The sequence below is a fragment of the Sphingobacterium sp. UBA7249 genome (assembly GCF_002472835.1).
GTDB lineage: Bacteria > Bacteroidota > Bacteroidia > Sphingobacteriales > Sphingobacteriaceae > Sphingobacterium > Sphingobacterium prati.
The window spans coordinates 1-14,533 of sequence record NZ_DKST01000022.1; the positions used below are offsets into that span (position 1 = coordinate 1).

Genomic DNA, 14,533 nt, shown 5'->3' on the forward strand with positions numbered 1-14,533 from the left:
AACTCTCCGCGACAAAAGTACGATTTTTTGCTCTCCTGCCAAATTTTATTTCTGAAATAGTTCTTATTTAGCTTTTATAAACTGTATATCAGCGCTAAATTTTACTTCGTCACTTACCATCACGCCACCTGTTTCCAGTGCTGCATTCCAGTTAAGGCCAAATTCCGAACGCTTGATCTTTCCTTCTACGATAAACCCAGCTTTGGTATTCCCCCAAGGGTCTTTTTGTATACCCGCAAATTCCAAGTCAAATACCACAGGTTTGGTTACCTCACGTATAGTTAGATTTCCTTTGATCTGTTCATTCGCTAAACTTGTTGCCTCAAATGTGATTGCGGGATATTTTTCCACATCAAAAAAATCACCACTTTTTAGGTGTCCATCACGTTGTTCATTTCGTGTATTGATTGACGCTGTATCAATAGTTACTTTCGCAAGTGCATTATCAAAAGTATCATCTTCTGTATCAAGATCTATTTTAAAACTGTTAAAGTTTCCTTTAACATTTGTAATCATCATGTGTTTTACTTTGAATTCTATCTCGCTATGTGCAGCGTCTAATTCCCATTTTCCTTGTGCCATAATTTTTGTGTTTTCTTTTGTTTAATAACACAAAGGTAACAGCGAGATTTATATTTTTGTTTGACCTAGATCAATAAAATAATCTTATTGAAAAGCAATTAGTTATTGAAAAACCGTAAAAAAAAGCAAGTGATATTTTGGAATTGTTGAACAAATGTCTACTTTTGCATTACCGAAAGCGACGCGCCAATAGCTCAGCTGGATAGAGCATCGGTTTTCTAAACCGACGGTCTCAGGTTCGAATCCTGATTGGCGTACGAAAAATATAAAAAACCGCATTAATCACACGATTAATGCGGTTTTTTTTGTGCGTATATTTTATTTTCAATATAGCCAAATTGGCCTTGTTCCTTATAATCTAAGAATGATAAATGGTATTTATAGGTGTGCTATTATTGAAGTAGAAAGCATGATAAGGCGTTTTTTTCGTACCTTCAATATACTTGGTAGATGTGAGATAGTGGGCAATCCGCAGTTATCTCTGAAATTTATAGGATTAAGAGAGTCTAATAAGAAAGATATGGACGAAATATTTAAAAAACAGGTGTACGAACTGGTGAGACTGATCCCAAAAGGGCGTGTTTCAACTTATGGTGCGATTGCTAAAGCTTTAGGGTATCCAAACCATTCCCGTCATGTTGGAAAGGCAATGGGTGGTTGTCCTGGGGATGTGCCTGCTCACAGGGTGATTTCGAGCGGAGGAGTTTTATCAGTTCCGGAATTTCAGATCAAATTAGAGGACGAAGGTGTTGTAATAAATAATCTTAGGATCAAGGATTTTAAAAAGATATTTTGGAATCCGATGCATGAACTTTGAAAAATTATAAATTATGAAATATTGTGCTTTTCTGCGTGGTGTAAATGTAAGGGGAACCAATATGAAGATGGTTGATGTGTGCCAGGTGTTTAAAGATACCGGTATGGATCAGGTAAGCTCTGTATTGGCCTCTGGGAATATCATTTTTTATTCGGGCCGACTTGTGGGCGACCTTAAGCCCGTTTTGGAAGCTGCTATGTCCAGCTATTTTTCTTACGAAGCTTTTTTGTTCATTAAACCGCAAGAAGAAATTGTGCTATTGAAGGAAAATATTCCTTTTGAAAAACATGATGATTTTCATATTTATGCTTTTGTAGGTTTGCCGGGGGTAGAAGAAGTGCTCATGAATGAATTCAATAATAGCACTAAAGCAGCGGATGAAAAGGGCGAAGTGGTAAACGGTGTATTTTATTGGCAGGTGCCCAAAGGGAACACATTAGATTCAACATTTGGAAAAATACTGGGGAAGAAAAGTCTGAAAGATAAATTTACAAGTCGGAATGTGAATACATTTGAGAAAATTCTGAAGATCATGAACTAGGCAAGAATAGTTCCATTTAAGGCATCTTAACATTGAAAAAGGCATATTGATTATCGAATAATAACCAATATGCCTTTTATTTTAAAACAATGTACACATTGATCTAACCTTTGTCAATCTCTGCGGATTGGGCCCAGATATTAATATGTCCGTCTTTTGCATAGAGATCAATTTCGTGGATTTCTTCTGCGGTGAATGATAGATTTTTGAGTGATCCTACACAATCGATGACCTGTTGTGGTCTGGACGCACCAATAAGAGCGGAAGTTACCTGTTGTTTTCGAAAAACCCATGCGATGGCCATTTGTGCTAAGGTCTGTCCTCTACGTTGTGCAATGGCATGGAGTGCCTGGATATTTTTTCGGTTTTCTTCACTGAGGAATTTGGTCTGCAAAGATTTTGATTGGGAAGCCCTGCTATTTTCGGGAATATCGTGTAAATATTTATCAGTTAACATACCTTGGGCAAGTGGTGAGAAAACAATTGAGCCAATACCAATCTCATCCAAGGTGTCTAATAGACCATCGGATTCAACCCACCGATTCAGCATGGAATAACTCGGTTGATGAATAATAAATGGTGTTCCCAAGGATTTCAGTATTGCATAGGCTTCCTTGGTACGTTGCGAGTTGTAGGAAGAAATACCGATATAAAGGGCTTTTCCGTTTCGTACGAGTTGATCCAGTGCCATCATGGTTTCCTCTAACGGCGTATTTGGATCAAAGCGATGTGAATAGAAAATGTCAACGTAATCTGTTCCTAGACGTTTTAAGGATTGATCGCAGCTTGAAATAATATACTTTCTGCTACCCCATTCGCCATAGGGGCCGTCCCACATATGATAACCCGCTTTTGATGAAATGATCAGCTCATCACGATACCCCGCAAACTGTTGTTTAAGAATTTGTCCGAATGCAATTTCCGCGCTACCTGGGGGCGGTCCGTAGTTATTGGCTAGATCGAAATGTGTGATTCCGAGATCAAAAGCCGTCGTACAGATATCAATTTTGGTTTGATGAGCCGTGTCGTTTCCAAAGTTGTGCCAGAGGCCTAAAGAAATTGCTGGTAACTGGAGCCCGGATTTACCACAACGATTATATATCATATTTTCGTAGCGATCGGGATGGGGGATATATTGCATAAATTTGAATTGTTTAATCCAAATATAGTAATAAACAAATTTCTTCGAATTGAAATTAAATGTATTTTTATGTCAAATTTTGAATAAGCTGATGAAGAAAATCCTGTTAATTATGACTTTGTTTTTGATTTGGGCGAGCAGTAGCTATGCACAGTCAAAACGCCTATTATTTAAAACTGCATTTGGGGAATTTAAGGTTGTATTATATGATTTTACTCCAAAACATCGTGACTTAATGTTAAGGTCGATAAAAGATAGTGTATATCAAAATGCTTTGTTTAACCGTATAATTGAAAATTTTGTTGTACAGGGTGGCGAACATGATATTGATATCGAAAAGAGGGAAGCTGCTGATCCTTTGAAACGTAAACCTCGATTGGCAGCGGAATTTGATCAACGTGCTTTTCACAAAATAGGAGCACTGGGAGCGGGGCGCGATGGCAATCCGGAAAAAGCCTCTTTCCTTAACCAGATCTATTTTGTTGTTGGAAAAAAGATTGGTACTGCAGAGCTTGATAGTTTGGAAATAAAAAAAGGTATAAAATATAGCAATGAACAGCGTGCGGAATATCTTAATCATGGTGGACAGCCTAGACTTGATCATGATTTTACCGTATTTGGTGAGATATATCAAGGACTAGATGTCATTTTGGAGATAAGTCGTGTGAAAACTGATAAACAAGATTTTCCTTTGCGAAAGGTACCTTTCAGTGTTGTAGAAATTAAAGAATAAAACCATTTTTCAAGTTGGTTTTATTCTTTAATTTTCAAGTAGTAAATTATTATTAAGAGGTTCTATTATTTATTATATTGCTCAAACTCTTCCTTTAATTTCTCGTATCGTTCTTTCCATTCATTGGGAAGTCTACCCGGTATATCTTTTAAATTTTTTAATTGAAAGGCTAAAATACAAGCAGCAAAACCGACGATACTAATTGCCATCCCTGTCCATATTACCAAGGATAAACCGGCGAAAAGTGGGTTCCAAAGTAAAATAAAGCTAAAAATAATACCTAGTACAGCGAATAAAGTAATCCAGGCCCATGAATTACTTCCGTAGTTTTTTAGATCAAAGGAGAAGGACAATAATTGAAATGATTTGAAAAGAGCATAAAACCCTACAATGAAAGCCAATGTACTTGCCGATAAAAGTGGACTGGCAATCAGTAAAATGCCAAATAGGGTGTAAAGGATCCCACCGGTAAGATACCATCCCCAGCCATCAACTTCATTCTTATTTTGTAATGCAAAAATTATTTCCAATATCCCGGAAGCAATAAACGACCAAGAAAATAGAATGGCCAATGCGAGAAAGGACGCTATAGGTGTAGATATGGTGTAGAAACCCAATAAAATCAAAAGGAGACCAACAATAAGCGGAATGTACCAGTTTTTAATGGACGATCTGATCGTTTTTAAGAATGAATTTGCCATAATAATGATTAAATTCTTTGTAAGAAGACAAAAATAAAGAAGCCCCATTAATTACTTAATGAGGCCCTACATATATAAAACTGATTAAAATTAGGCAAGGGAGTAGATTAGATCTTTCCTGTCTCTTTCAAAAGTTTGTAATATGCATACACAATATTGATTTCAGCATTTGTATATTTCAGTTCCGCTTCGAGTTTTGAATTGGAAGCGTCCATGATGTCGACTATAAGTGCCAATTGGTTCAAATACTTTTTCTCAATAATACGATAGTTCTCGTCCGCAAGTGCTTTGTTGTACTCAAGTGTATTGCGTTGAGAGTAAGCCTCATTGTATTTAATGTATGCATTATTAACAGCTACACTGGTCTTTTGTTTCAGAGCGAGTTCATATTTCTTGTTTTTTTCAATCTGCAAATCGTTTAATTTTAGCTTTTTGTTCGTCGAATATAAAGACGCGATGTTGTAACTGAGTGAAACACCGACATTCCATGTATTCATATATTTGTCAATGACAGGCATCACATTGGTGATTGGTTTTACCAGTTCATTTCCGGCGAAAATGCTAAGAGCAGGTGATTTTTCAGATTTCGTAATATCTTTTTCGGTGTAAAGAAGCTCTGTTTCTTTTGCCGCGAGCTGTATAGTGGGATTTGATGTGTAAGCCTCTTGTTTTAATGTTGTTAGATCCTGCGGCTGAAAGTGGGCTTTTAGCATAGAATCGTCGGGTTTGATTACCGTGCCTTCTGGCAATCCCAGTGCAACGATAAGTTCATCATTGAGGATACGCATATTATTTTGAATGACTTCCTTTGTAAGTCGCAGTTCGGAGATTTGCAGTTGATTTCGTATGACATCATTCTTAGTGATCATTCCCTGCTTATACAGTTTTTCGGTCAGTTCTAGCCTCTTTTGGGCGAGTTCAATATTTTGATTGTAAACCTGCTCTTGATTGCCGAGTTTAAAGAGATCCAGATAGTATCCCAATACCAAAATTTTGATGTCTTGTTCTTCATTTTGGTGATCCAGTTCCGCTAGTTCTTCCCCTAAAGAAGATGCTTTAATAGTGTTTTTGATCATTCCGCCTTTCCAAATAAGCTCTTTGGCCTCTAAGGAATAGTTATTTCCAAAATGGGGGAGAGGGACCTTTTCAGAACCTGATAAATTCTTTTCAATCAGCGCGGCATCACCTAGGTAAAATGCCGAAGCTGATGCATTGAGCTCAGGTAATGTTTTCAATTTTGCCACCGCAGTCTTCTGTTTAGCGATATCAACAGCAGCTTTTGACACAGCTAAATTGGGATGATTGTGTATCGCGAGCGCAAATAATGTTTCGATATTGATCTTTTTGGTCGATATACTGTCTTGACCGTATGTTAAATTGCTAAAAGTTGTAATGAAACAAACGACCAAGTACAAACCTGTTTTTAGTACGCTTGATTTAATATTCATGGTATATTTCTTAGTTCTATATATGTAGTACAAAGGTACACACCGGTATAGTGCCAAGAAATGTCTATTTAATGCTTTGTGATGTTCAATTGGTAACAGTGGGTGCTTGCTGCTCCCGGAATATGCTGGGAGTCACACCAACATGTTTTTTGAAAAACTTACTAAATGCGTATTGATCTGAAAAATGAAACTCCTGGGATATCTGATTGATGGTTTTATTAGAAACAATAAGCTGTGCTCTGGCTTCGCTCAGCAACCAATTACTTAGAATTTCAGAAGGCGGATCTTTGGTAATTTCTCGGACACTTATAGAGAGGTATTTTATCGAGATATTAAGTAATTCTGCATAGAAAGCTAAATCCCGATGTTGTTTATAGTGATCTGCCACGAGCTGTAGAAATTGAACGGTGATCTCTTCTTTTCTCTTGTTGCGGATCTTTTCGTGACCTTCTCCGGCATCATATATAGCAGCTGCCAATAGATAAATGATAGCCATAAAAATATTTATATTCGCTTTTTGAAGAAAATCTTTTTGGAGATCATGTGCTTTCTTACGATTTTGATGTAAAGTGGAAAGCAATGTCCAAACCGTTTCAAAGTCGGTGGGCTTGGGACTAAAGGGAACGGAGCTATTCGCATTGATAAGACGGTAGGCATCATATTTACTGATGGAGAGGCGGATTCTACTAGAGAAATTTCTATCATAATTTAGGATTTTGAACTCCGAATTTGCACCGATATCCAAAAAACTATAGTACTTATTATAACCGATGAAGAAAATATTGCCGGCTTCTAACTGTATTGGATTTCCATTGCAATTGACAACAATTGTTCCTTTATTTATGAGGATACAAGTTGTATAGAGCGGATGGTAAATATATTTATCCAATCTCTGAGGAAGTTCTGATTGATCTATCAGTTGTATTTCGTTCATCATGAATGCTACGCTAAAAAGTGATCCTCCAAACTATATTGTTTGAAGGATGCTATACCTATGATTTAGAATGCGACTTTTTTAGGATCGGACCCAGAAAAGCCCATGGTTGGCAGTTCTCGAATTGTGCTGATATCTTCTTTTGTAAGTTCGAAATTACCGATAGCTAAATTTCGCTTAATATTTGCTGGATTTGTGGATTTCGGTAGTGGTAATATGCCCTGAGACAGTGCGAATTTGATACAGATTTGTCCGACGCTTGTAGCCTTCTGCTCTGCTAAAGCAATCAATGTCTCGTCCTGTAATATTCTTCCTGAACCCAATGGAGACCAAGCTTGCACTAAAATACCATTTGATTTACAAAGGTCAACGGTCTCTTGTTGGAGGTAGCCTGGATGATATTCAATTTGATTGACGCTAGGGACTATTGTCGCTGTTTCTAGTAGTTTCGCTAGATATTCTTTCGGGAAATTGCTGACTCCGATTGCCCTCACTTTCCCTTGTTGGTATAAGTACTCGAATGCTTTCCAGGTATCGGCATTAATAGCAGCCCAGTCCTCAAATTGTGTTTCGTTGGCAGGCCAGTGTATTAAATAAAGGTCTAAATAATCCAGTCCCAAGTTGGTAAGTGATTTTTCGAAAGCAGCAATTGTCTTATCATAGCCACGTTCAGTATTCCACAATTTGGTTGTTATAAACAACGTATTACGGTCTATATTGCTATCCTTGATTGCTCTTCCGACACTTTTTTCATTACCATAAATTGCTGCAGTGTCGATATGTGTATAGCCTGCTGCCAAAGCCTCTTTTACGGCCTGATACGCTTCTTCTCCTTCCGGAATTTGCCAGGTTCCAAATCCAATTGCCGGAATATCAATCCCATTGTTCAATTTGAATGATTTCATGCTTAATTATATTTTTTGTTTGACTAATTTAGGATTTCAATTGTATTCTCCCGTCACTGAATTGTCAAGAGGGCTTTCATTTTAAAGGATAAGGACAAACTTATCTGGTATTGCCAAAATATATTTATTTTCACAATTTTATTGTCAAAAAGGTGCGATTAGCGCGCAGTTTATAGCATTATTTCTTATCTTTAGGCGAAATTTTGAAAAATTTAGATTTTTTACTGATTTCACATAGCATTAAAAAATTAAACATATTTCTAATAGATTACTATGTCAAACAAATCAAAAATTGTTTGGACAAAAACAGATGAAGCACCTTTGTTGGCGACTTACTCGTTTTTGCCTATTGTACAAGCGATTACAGCTACAGCTGATATCGATGTTGAATTGAGAGATATCTCTTTAGCAGGTCGTGTTCTTGCGAGCTTTCCAGAATTTTTAAAAGAAGATCAAAAAATTGCTGACGCATTAGCAGAGTTGGGTCAAATGGCAACTACTCCAGAAGCAAACATCATTAAGTTACCGAATATTTCAGCATCTATTCCACAATTGAAAGGTGCTATTGCTGAATTACAAAAAGCTGGTTATGCTATTCCGAACTATCCGGATGAAGCAACTACAGAAGAAGAAAAATCCATCAAAGCTAAATACGCGAAAGTACTGGGGTCTGCAGTAAATCCAGTATTACGTGAAGGTAACTCAGATCGTCGTGCACCTAAAGCGGTGAAGAATTATGCGAAAGCGAATCCACATAAAATGGGTGCTTGGGCGAAAGATTCTAAAACAAAAGTTACTTCGATGACATCTGGCGATTTCTATGGTTCGGAACAATCTGTAACTGTTGAAAATGCAGGTCAATTCAAAATAGAATTTGTAGATGCACAAGGTGCGGTTACTGAATTAAAAGGTCTTTCCCCATTAAAAGCAGGCGAAGTAATTGACTCATCAACGTTAAGTTTAAATGCATTAAAAGGCTTTGTAGCGGATGCGATCGCTGAGGCGAAAGCAGCTGGTGTATTGTTGTCTGCCCATTTAAAAGCAACAATGATGAAAGTGTCAGACCCGATTATTTTCGGTGCAGTCGTAGAAACTTATTTCGCTAATGTATTCGCGACTTATGGCGATTTGTTCAAAGAACTGGGTGTCAACAAAAATAATGGTTTAGGAGAAGTATATGCTAAAATTGCAGGTCATGCAAAAGAAGCGGAAGTGAAAGCTGCTATCGATACCGCTATTGCGCAAGGTCCTGCTCTGGCAATGGTTAACTCGGACAAAGGTATCACAAACTTCCATGTTCCTTCTGACGTTATTATTGATGCTTTTATGCCTGCGATGATCCGGATTGGTGGTAAAATGTGGAATAAAGATGGTCAGGAAGAAGATACGATAGCGATGGTGCCAGATCGTTCTTATGCTGGTGTTTATGAAGCAACAATAGAAGACTGTAAAACGCATGGCGCTTTGGATCCTAAAACAATGGGGTCTGTTCCAAACGTTGGCTTGATGGCTCAAAAAGCGGAAGAGTATGGTTCTCACGATAAAACTTTCCAAGCTGCAGGTAACGGTGTTATCCGTGTGGTAGACGCCGATGGTCATGTATACATGGAACAGAACGTTGAAGAAGGGGATATTTTCCGTATGTGTCAAACAAAAGATGCACCGATTCAAGACTGGGTAAAATTAGCTGTAAATCGTGCACGTTTGTCAGATACTCCAGCAATATTCTGGTTAGACAAAGACCGTGCGCACGACAGAGAGATCATTAAGAAAGTAGAGAAATACTTGCCTGATTTTGATACGACAGGTTTAGATATTCGAATTCTATCACCGATTGAGGCAACTAAATTCTCGTTGGAGCGTATCCGTAGAGGGGAAGATACTATTTCTGTAACAGGTAACGTACTACGTGATTATCTGACAGATTTGTTCCCGATTTTAGAAGTTGGTACCTCTGCCAAGATGTTATCTATCGTACCGTTGATGAATGGTGGTGGCTTGTTTGAAACTGGAGCTGGTGGTTCGGCGCCAAAACACGTAGAGCAATTTCTTCAAGAGGGTTATTTACGTTGGGATTCATTAGGAGAATTTTTGGCTTTAGGAGCTTCATTGGAGCATTTATCGCAAACACAGGATAATCCTAAAGCATTGGTTTTGGCTGAAACTCTGGATGAAGCAACTGAGAAATTCTTGGCAAACGACAAATCGCCGGCACGCCGAGTAGGTCAGATTGATAACCGTGGATCTCATTTTTATTTAACATTGTACTGGGCTCAAGCTTTGGCAGCCCAAACAAAAGATGCTGAACTGGCAAGCCGCTTCGCAAATGTTGCAAAAGAATTGACAGATAATGAGGCTAAGATCAATGAAGAATTGATCGGTGCACAGGGTCAGGTACAGAACATCGGTGGTTATTACTTCCCGAATGACGAATTAGCGACAAAAGCTATGCGTCCCTCGGCGACATTAAATAATGCCATTGCGCATATTTAATCGCTCCATGTTTTAATAAAATAAGAAGAGCCCTGATCATCATTGATTGGGGCTCTTCTTATTTTAGATTCGATTGCAGTATATACTAACCTACTTTACTGGTAGAAATAATCTATTTTAAAGGATATTTTACACCTTCAAAAGTCATTTTAACAGGCAGTATATGTCCATTTTTATCAAATTTCATTTCATCGATACAGGTGACTCGCTCATTGGCACCTTCCTTGCCTAAGGGCCTACGGTGATAAACGATGAAATATTTGTCTTTATTCGGAACTTTAATGACTGAATGATGTCCAGCACCAACAGCAACATTAGGATCCCGTTCGAGAATTGTTCCAATGCGCTCAAATGGGCCAAATGGAGAGTCCGCAATTGCATAAGCGACTTTATAGTCAGGACCTGTCCAGCCGCCTTCTGACCACATAAAGTAGTATTTACCATCTTTGATAAACATAAAAGGACCCTCGACATAATCCTTTGGCGTAATTTCCTTGTAATAAGTTCCGTCATCAAAAGGAAGCAAGCCCGTAAAATCTGGTTTGAGTTTGACTATGTTACAATGCTTCCAGCCGCCATAATACATGTAGAATGTTCCGTCCTTATCTTTAAAAACAAATTGATCTATGGGTTGTGCACCATTAATAATATCATTAATTAATGGTTTGCCCAATAAATCTGTATAAGGGCCTTCCGGTTTATCCGCTACGGCGACACCAATACCACCAATTTCCCCCTGATGTACATCGTTGGCACCGAAGAATAAATAGTACTTTCCATTATTTTCAAGAACTGCGGGAGCCCACATAGCCTTTTTTGCCCAGTTTACTTGTGTGTTTTGGAGCACATGTGGGTGTTTTTTCCAGTTAACTAAGTCTGAAGAAGAAAAAGCATCGAAAAATAGCTGTTCTTCATAAGGAGCTGAATAGGTAGGAAAAATCCAATATTTGTTTCCATAGATAATTCCTTCGGGATCAGCATAGTTTCCGCTTATGACGGGATTCTTCTGTGCAAAAAGTGTTGTTGCCAGAAATAATGATGTTGTCGTAATAAATGTCTTGATCATCGTTATGGTTTAAAAGGTTAAGATACTACATATTGTATGGCGATAAGTTTGAAAAAATATCATTTTTGTGCCGATTTTTCTCAATATTTTTAAAATGTTAAAATTATGTTAAATTGAAGTGATGCTTTCGATTCTTTCCGCTTTATTTCACATATTTGTTTATGTCATTTCCAAATGGCATAAATACTTTTCATAAAATAGGTTAATAATATGGCTAAGATACCCGAAGTCCCCCAGGCTTCGGGTGTTTTTTTATGCGCGCTCCAATCCGAAGATCATCACTAACCTTCCATCGATGTAAAAGTTCAGTGTCTGTTCGGCGATATCAAATTGAACCTGTTTTCGTTCGATAATCTCAAAGAAATCATTTTCTATATTAACCCCATTGCATGACTTCATCGTACTTGCAAGGTGTGGAAAGCTTATCAAATTGCCCTTTATGATAAAATTCCCCCAAAAATTATTGCATCCTGTCGATCCTGCGATCGTTCCATTTTTCGCATCGAAACCGATGTTGGCTTTATTGCTTGCGACATCTTTGCCGTTTAATTGCAGTAAATTCCATTTAAATCTGCTGAGGAATGAGGCAATACTTGGTAGCTCGGTGACCCTCTCTTTAGAAATGATATCAAGCAATTCATATTGAACACTATCAGTATCTTTACCTTTCGTTTGCTTTACTTTGATACGATAACGATATTGCTCTTGGTAATCGAAATCATGAATTGGCTTAGAAATATATTCCCATTTGCCTTTTGTGTTAGATTTTACTTGCAGGCATGTCAAATTGCCCGATACCGGATTATAGACATAGTTTTCGGCGATGTCCCAAATGGCGATTTCTGAGTTTTCAGCTTGAGATTGGCTTATTATTTCATCCAGTGTATAGATTGAAGTTTGCGCTGTCCTTGTTTTTTTTACCCGAATATTGTACTCAAAATTGGCGTTGTAATTAAACTGCTGGATTTCTGCGTAGAAATTTTCCCAATCTGTACTATTGTAATATTTTACAAGGTAGGGAGGTGTATTTTCAAGCCCAGATTTGACTTTTATCCGAAACGAGCTGCTCTGTGCTTGTAAATTGTATTGGAATAGAAATGGTAGAATAAAAAATAAGCTGGATTTGAGGGATTTCTTCATAATGGACGTTAACTATCAATAAAAACGTATCTTTAAACATGAATATTGCGCGAACAAAAGCACTCTTAGTGATTGTACTTTTTCTTTCGGGCTTACGGTTATATGCCCAAAATAGCAAGGATTATTTTAAAACACAAATCGCCGTAGGGGAATTGATAGATCCACAGCTGAAAGAAGTCTCTGGGATAGCTGCCTCTCGTGAGAAGGGAAATTTTTGGGTTCATAACGATAGTGGTGACGGTGCCAACATCTATTTGATTGACCGCCATGCCAAGTTGCTCAAAACGTTTACGCTTGAAGGTGTGAGTGTCGTTGATTGTGAGGATATAGATCGTCTCAGAATTGGCAATAAAAATTATTTGGTTTTAGCCGATATCGGAAATAATCTTGGAAAGCGTACTTGGGCAAGCCTTTATGTATTTCCAGAACCTTCAATCTGTGATTCAACGTTGATATCAAAGAAAGATATTAAAACCATCTTTGTCAAATTTCCAGGTCAAAAACGTCTTGATGCAGAAGCTGTAATGGTTGATCCTCAGGATAATATGCTATATGTTGTTTCAAAGCGTGAATTTCGATCTACTGTATATAGCGCACCGGTTTTTACTAATACCAAACAACAATACTTCACATTAAGTAAAACTGCAGAACTTCCTTTTACTTTTGCTACAGCTGCGGCTATAGATCCTTCAGGAAAAGAGATGCTTATAAAAAACATTACAACTATTTTTTACTGGAAAAGGAAATCGGATAAATCATGGGCAGAAACACTCCAACGGAAGCCAATTGAAATCCCTTACGCGGTAGAGCCTCAGGGCGAAGCGATAACCTTTGATGAAGGCAATGGTTTTTATACATTAAGTGAACGTCCCTTTGGTTTAAAATCCTATCTTTATTACTTTGAAAAAACACCTAAATCAAATGATAAATAGCAAACTTATATTAGAAAAGAAGAACGGTAATAAAGATCTGATTAGCTTAAATGAGTATAAAAATCCAACTTGTAACATAATGAATTTAAAACGAATTTTATTTTTATCAATTGCCTTATTTTGTTTAATAACCGGAAGTAAAGCGGCTAAGGTAGATACAATAGCCGTTCGGAGCCAGAGCATGGACAAAGTGATCAAAACAGTAGTTATTCTCCCAAAAAGTTATTCAGATCGAACAAAATACCCAGTTCTCTATTTACTTCATGGATATTCGGGCAATTATAGTAATTGGGTAAATAATTCTAGCGTAGCTGCGCTAGCTGATCAATATGGATATATGATTGTTTGTCCAGATGGGGGATTTGGCAGTTGGTATTGGGATGTCGAAAACGATCGAAATTATCAATATGAGACATTTGTTTCCAAAGAACTGATTGATTATATCGATCAACATTATGCGACAGTCAAAGATCGAAAAGGAAGAGCGATTACGGGTCTTAGTATGGGAGGGCATGGGGCTTTGTCTCTTGCGATTAAACACCAAGATCTGTATGGTGCCGCGGGTAGTACTGCGGGTGGCGTGGATTTTAGACCTTTTCCGTTAAACTGGGAAATTAAGGATCGTATCGGGAACTATGCCGACTCGTCTCAGGCTTGGGATGACCGTGCTGTCATTAATATGGTTCCTAAGTTAGTAAATAATAAACTTCGCCTGATTGTCGATTGTGGGAAGGACGATTTTTTCTATCCTGTCAATGTTGCTTTTCATGATAAATTAATGTACCACAACATTAACCATACCTTTGTTACAAGCGAGGGGGGACATAATTGGGCGTATTGGTCACGCTCCATCGTGTATCAAATGGCCTTTTTTAACGATTTTTTCAATCAGCCAGAAAAAAAATAAAAGAAAAATAGATAAATATTTGGCTTAAATGAATAAAATACTATTTTTGTTTATAGAAGATCTTGACTAACAAATTATAAACTTATTATTAAGCCTTACAGATTGTAAGGCTTTTTTATTATTTTCAACAAATTTTTGAATTCAATCTGCTATGCTTAAACCTTTAAAGGTTGTTTTTTATTTTTCTTCTATT

The 14,533-nt window shown here is 37.5% G+C and carries 14 protein-coding genes and 1 tRNA gene; 7 read left to right on the plus strand and 8 right to left on the minus strand.

Going from position 1 to position 14,533, the window contains the following annotated elements:
• Positions 1-63: 63 nt before the first annotated feature.
• On the minus strand, positions 64-582 hold the full coding sequence (locus B4A24_RS15530) for a YceI family protein (RefSeq protein WP_293946020.1): 519 nt from the start codon (positions 580-582) through the stop codon (positions 64-66).
• A 183-nt stretch (positions 583-765) separates the two neighbouring features.
• Between B4A24_RS15530 and B4A24_RS15535 the strand changes: the two genes are divergently transcribed.
• From B4A24_RS15535 to B4A24_RS15545, 3 genes are all read left to right on the plus strand, one after another.
• Positions 766-839: transfer RNA gene (locus B4A24_RS15535), tRNA-Arg, on the plus strand.
• A 107-nt stretch (positions 840-946) separates the two neighbouring features.
• Positions 947-1,399 carry an MGMT family protein gene (locus B4A24_RS15540; RefSeq protein ID WP_312398729.1) on the plus strand — a complete coding sequence of 151 codons (453 nt, stop codon included), beginning with the start codon at positions 947-949 and terminating at the stop codon, positions 1,397-1,399.
• Between the two features lie 13 nt (positions 1,400-1,412).
• A complete protein-coding gene (locus B4A24_RS15545) occupies positions 1,413-1,940 on the plus strand; it encodes a DUF1697 domain-containing protein (protein WP_293946021.1) in 528 nt (175 codons plus the stop codon).
• Positions 1,941-2,043: 103 nt separating this feature from the next.
• On the opposite strand, the gene mgrA is transcribed toward B4A24_RS15545, so the two are convergent.
• Complete coding sequence (gene mgrA / locus B4A24_RS15550) at positions 2,044-3,081, minus strand: L-glyceraldehyde 3-phosphate reductase (RefSeq protein WP_293946022.1); 1,038 nt, start codon at positions 3,079-3,081, stop codon at positions 2,044-2,046.
• Between the two features lie 91 nt (positions 3,082-3,172).
• Between mgrA and B4A24_RS15555 the strand changes: the two genes are divergently transcribed.
• Positions 3,173-3,814, plus strand: a complete 642-nt coding sequence (locus B4A24_RS15555) for a peptidylprolyl isomerase (protein ID WP_293946023.1) — start codon at positions 3,173-3,175, stop codon at positions 3,812-3,814.
• Between the two features lie 65 nt (positions 3,815-3,879).
• Here B4A24_RS15555 and B4A24_RS15560 read toward each other — a convergent pair whose 3' ends face one another.
• From B4A24_RS15560 to B4A24_RS15575, 4 genes are all read right to left on the minus strand, one after another.
• On the minus strand, positions 3,880-4,515 hold the full coding sequence (locus tag B4A24_RS15560; RefSeq protein WP_293946024.1) for an HdeD family acid-resistance protein: 636 nt from the start codon (positions 4,513-4,515) through the stop codon (positions 3,880-3,882).
• 107 nt (positions 4,516-4,622) lie between these two features.
• The gene (locus B4A24_RS15565; protein WP_293946025.1) at positions 4,623-5,963 is read right to left on the minus strand and encodes a TolC family protein; all 1,341 of its coding nucleotides are present in this window, start codon (positions 5,961-5,963) and stop codon (positions 4,623-4,625) included.
• A gap of 85 nt (positions 5,964-6,048) precedes the next feature.
• A complete protein-coding gene (locus B4A24_RS15570; RefSeq protein WP_293946026.1) occupies positions 6,049-6,900 on the minus strand; it encodes a helix-turn-helix domain-containing protein in 852 nt (283 codons plus the stop codon).
• 62 nt (positions 6,901-6,962) lie between these two features.
• Positions 6,963-7,802, minus strand: a complete 840-nt coding sequence (locus tag B4A24_RS15575; RefSeq protein ID WP_293946027.1) for an aldo/keto reductase — start codon at positions 7,800-7,802, stop codon at positions 6,963-6,965.
• Between the two features lie 273 nt (positions 7,803-8,075).
• Here B4A24_RS15575 and B4A24_RS15580 point away from each other — a divergent pair, with 273 nt between their 5' ends.
• The gene (locus tag B4A24_RS15580) at positions 8,076-10,295 is read left to right on the plus strand and encodes an NADP-dependent isocitrate dehydrogenase (protein ID WP_293946028.1); all 2,220 of its coding nucleotides are present in this window, start codon (positions 8,076-8,078) and stop codon (positions 10,293-10,295) included.
• 112 nt (positions 10,296-10,407) lie between these two features.
• On the opposite strand, the gene B4A24_RS15585 is transcribed toward B4A24_RS15580, so the two are convergent.
• On the minus strand, positions 10,408-11,361 hold the full coding sequence (locus B4A24_RS15585) for a glycoside hydrolase family 43 protein (protein WP_293946029.1): 954 nt from the start codon (positions 11,359-11,361) through the stop codon (positions 10,408-10,410).
• A gap of 252 nt (positions 11,362-11,613) precedes the next feature.
• Positions 11,614-12,501 carry a DUF4377 domain-containing protein gene (locus B4A24_RS15590; protein ID WP_293946030.1) on the minus strand — a complete coding sequence of 296 codons (888 nt, stop codon included), beginning with the start codon at positions 12,499-12,501 and terminating at the stop codon, positions 11,614-11,616.
• Between the two features lie 38 nt (positions 12,502-12,539).
• Between B4A24_RS15590 and B4A24_RS15595 the strand changes: the two genes are divergently transcribed.
• Positions 12,540-13,433 carry a hypothetical protein gene (locus tag B4A24_RS15595; RefSeq protein ID WP_293946031.1) on the plus strand — a complete coding sequence of 298 codons (894 nt, stop codon included), beginning with the start codon at positions 12,540-12,542 and terminating at the stop codon, positions 13,431-13,433.
• Positions 13,434-13,512: 79 nt separating this feature from the next.
• The gene (locus B4A24_RS15600) at positions 13,513-14,340 is read left to right on the plus strand and encodes an alpha/beta hydrolase (protein ID WP_293946032.1); all 828 of its coding nucleotides are present in this window, start codon (positions 13,513-13,515) and stop codon (positions 14,338-14,340) included.
• The last annotated feature ends 193 nt before the right edge of the window (positions 14,341-14,533 follow it).

Excerpts from the sequence above, each read along its gene's own strand:
- B4A24_RS15530 (WP_293946020.1), bottom strand. The coding sequence starts at position 582 with ATGGCACAAGGAAAATGGGAATTAGACGCTGCACATAGCGAGATAGAA.
- B4A24_RS15540 (WP_312398729.1), top strand. The coding sequence starts at position 947 with ATGATAAATGGTATTTATAGGTGTGCTATTATTGAAGTAGAAAGCATG.
- B4A24_RS15545 (WP_293946021.1), top strand. The coding sequence starts at position 1,413 with ATGAAATATTGTGCTTTTCTGCGTGGTGTAAATGTAAGGGGAACCAAT.
- mgrA (WP_293946022.1), bottom strand. The coding sequence starts at position 3,081 with ATGCAATATATCCCCCATCCCGATCGCTACGAAAATATGATATATAAT.
- B4A24_RS15555 (WP_293946023.1), top strand. The coding sequence starts at position 3,173 with ATGAAGAAAATCCTGTTAATTATGACTTTGTTTTTGATTTGGGCGAGC.
- B4A24_RS15560 (WP_293946024.1), bottom strand. The coding sequence starts at position 4,515 with ATGGCAAATTCATTCTTAAAAACGATCAGATCGTCCATTAAAAACTGG.
- B4A24_RS15565 (WP_293946025.1), bottom strand. The coding sequence starts at position 5,963 with ATGAATATTAAATCAAGCGTACTAAAAACAGGTTTGTACTTGGTCGTT.
- B4A24_RS15570 (WP_293946026.1), bottom strand. The coding sequence starts at position 6,900 with ATGATGAACGAAATACAACTGATAGATCAATCAGAACTTCCTCAGAGA.
- B4A24_RS15575 (WP_293946027.1), bottom strand. The coding sequence starts at position 7,802 with ATGAAATCATTCAAATTGAACAATGGGATTGATATTCCGGCAATTGGA.
- B4A24_RS15580 (WP_293946028.1), top strand. The coding sequence starts at position 8,076 with ATGTCAAACAAATCAAAAATTGTTTGGACAAAAACAGATGAAGCACCT.
- B4A24_RS15585 (WP_293946029.1), bottom strand. The coding sequence starts at position 11,361 with ATGATCAAGACATTTATTACGACAACATCATTATTTCTGGCAACAACA.
- B4A24_RS15590 (WP_293946030.1), bottom strand. The coding sequence starts at position 12,501 with ATGAAGAAATCCCTCAAATCCAGCTTATTTTTTATTCTACCATTTCTA.
- B4A24_RS15595 (WP_293946031.1), top strand. The coding sequence starts at position 12,540 with ATGAATATTGCGCGAACAAAAGCACTCTTAGTGATTGTACTTTTTCTT.
- B4A24_RS15600 (WP_293946032.1), top strand. The coding sequence starts at position 13,513 with ATGAATTTAAAACGAATTTTATTTTTATCAATTGCCTTATTTTGTTTA.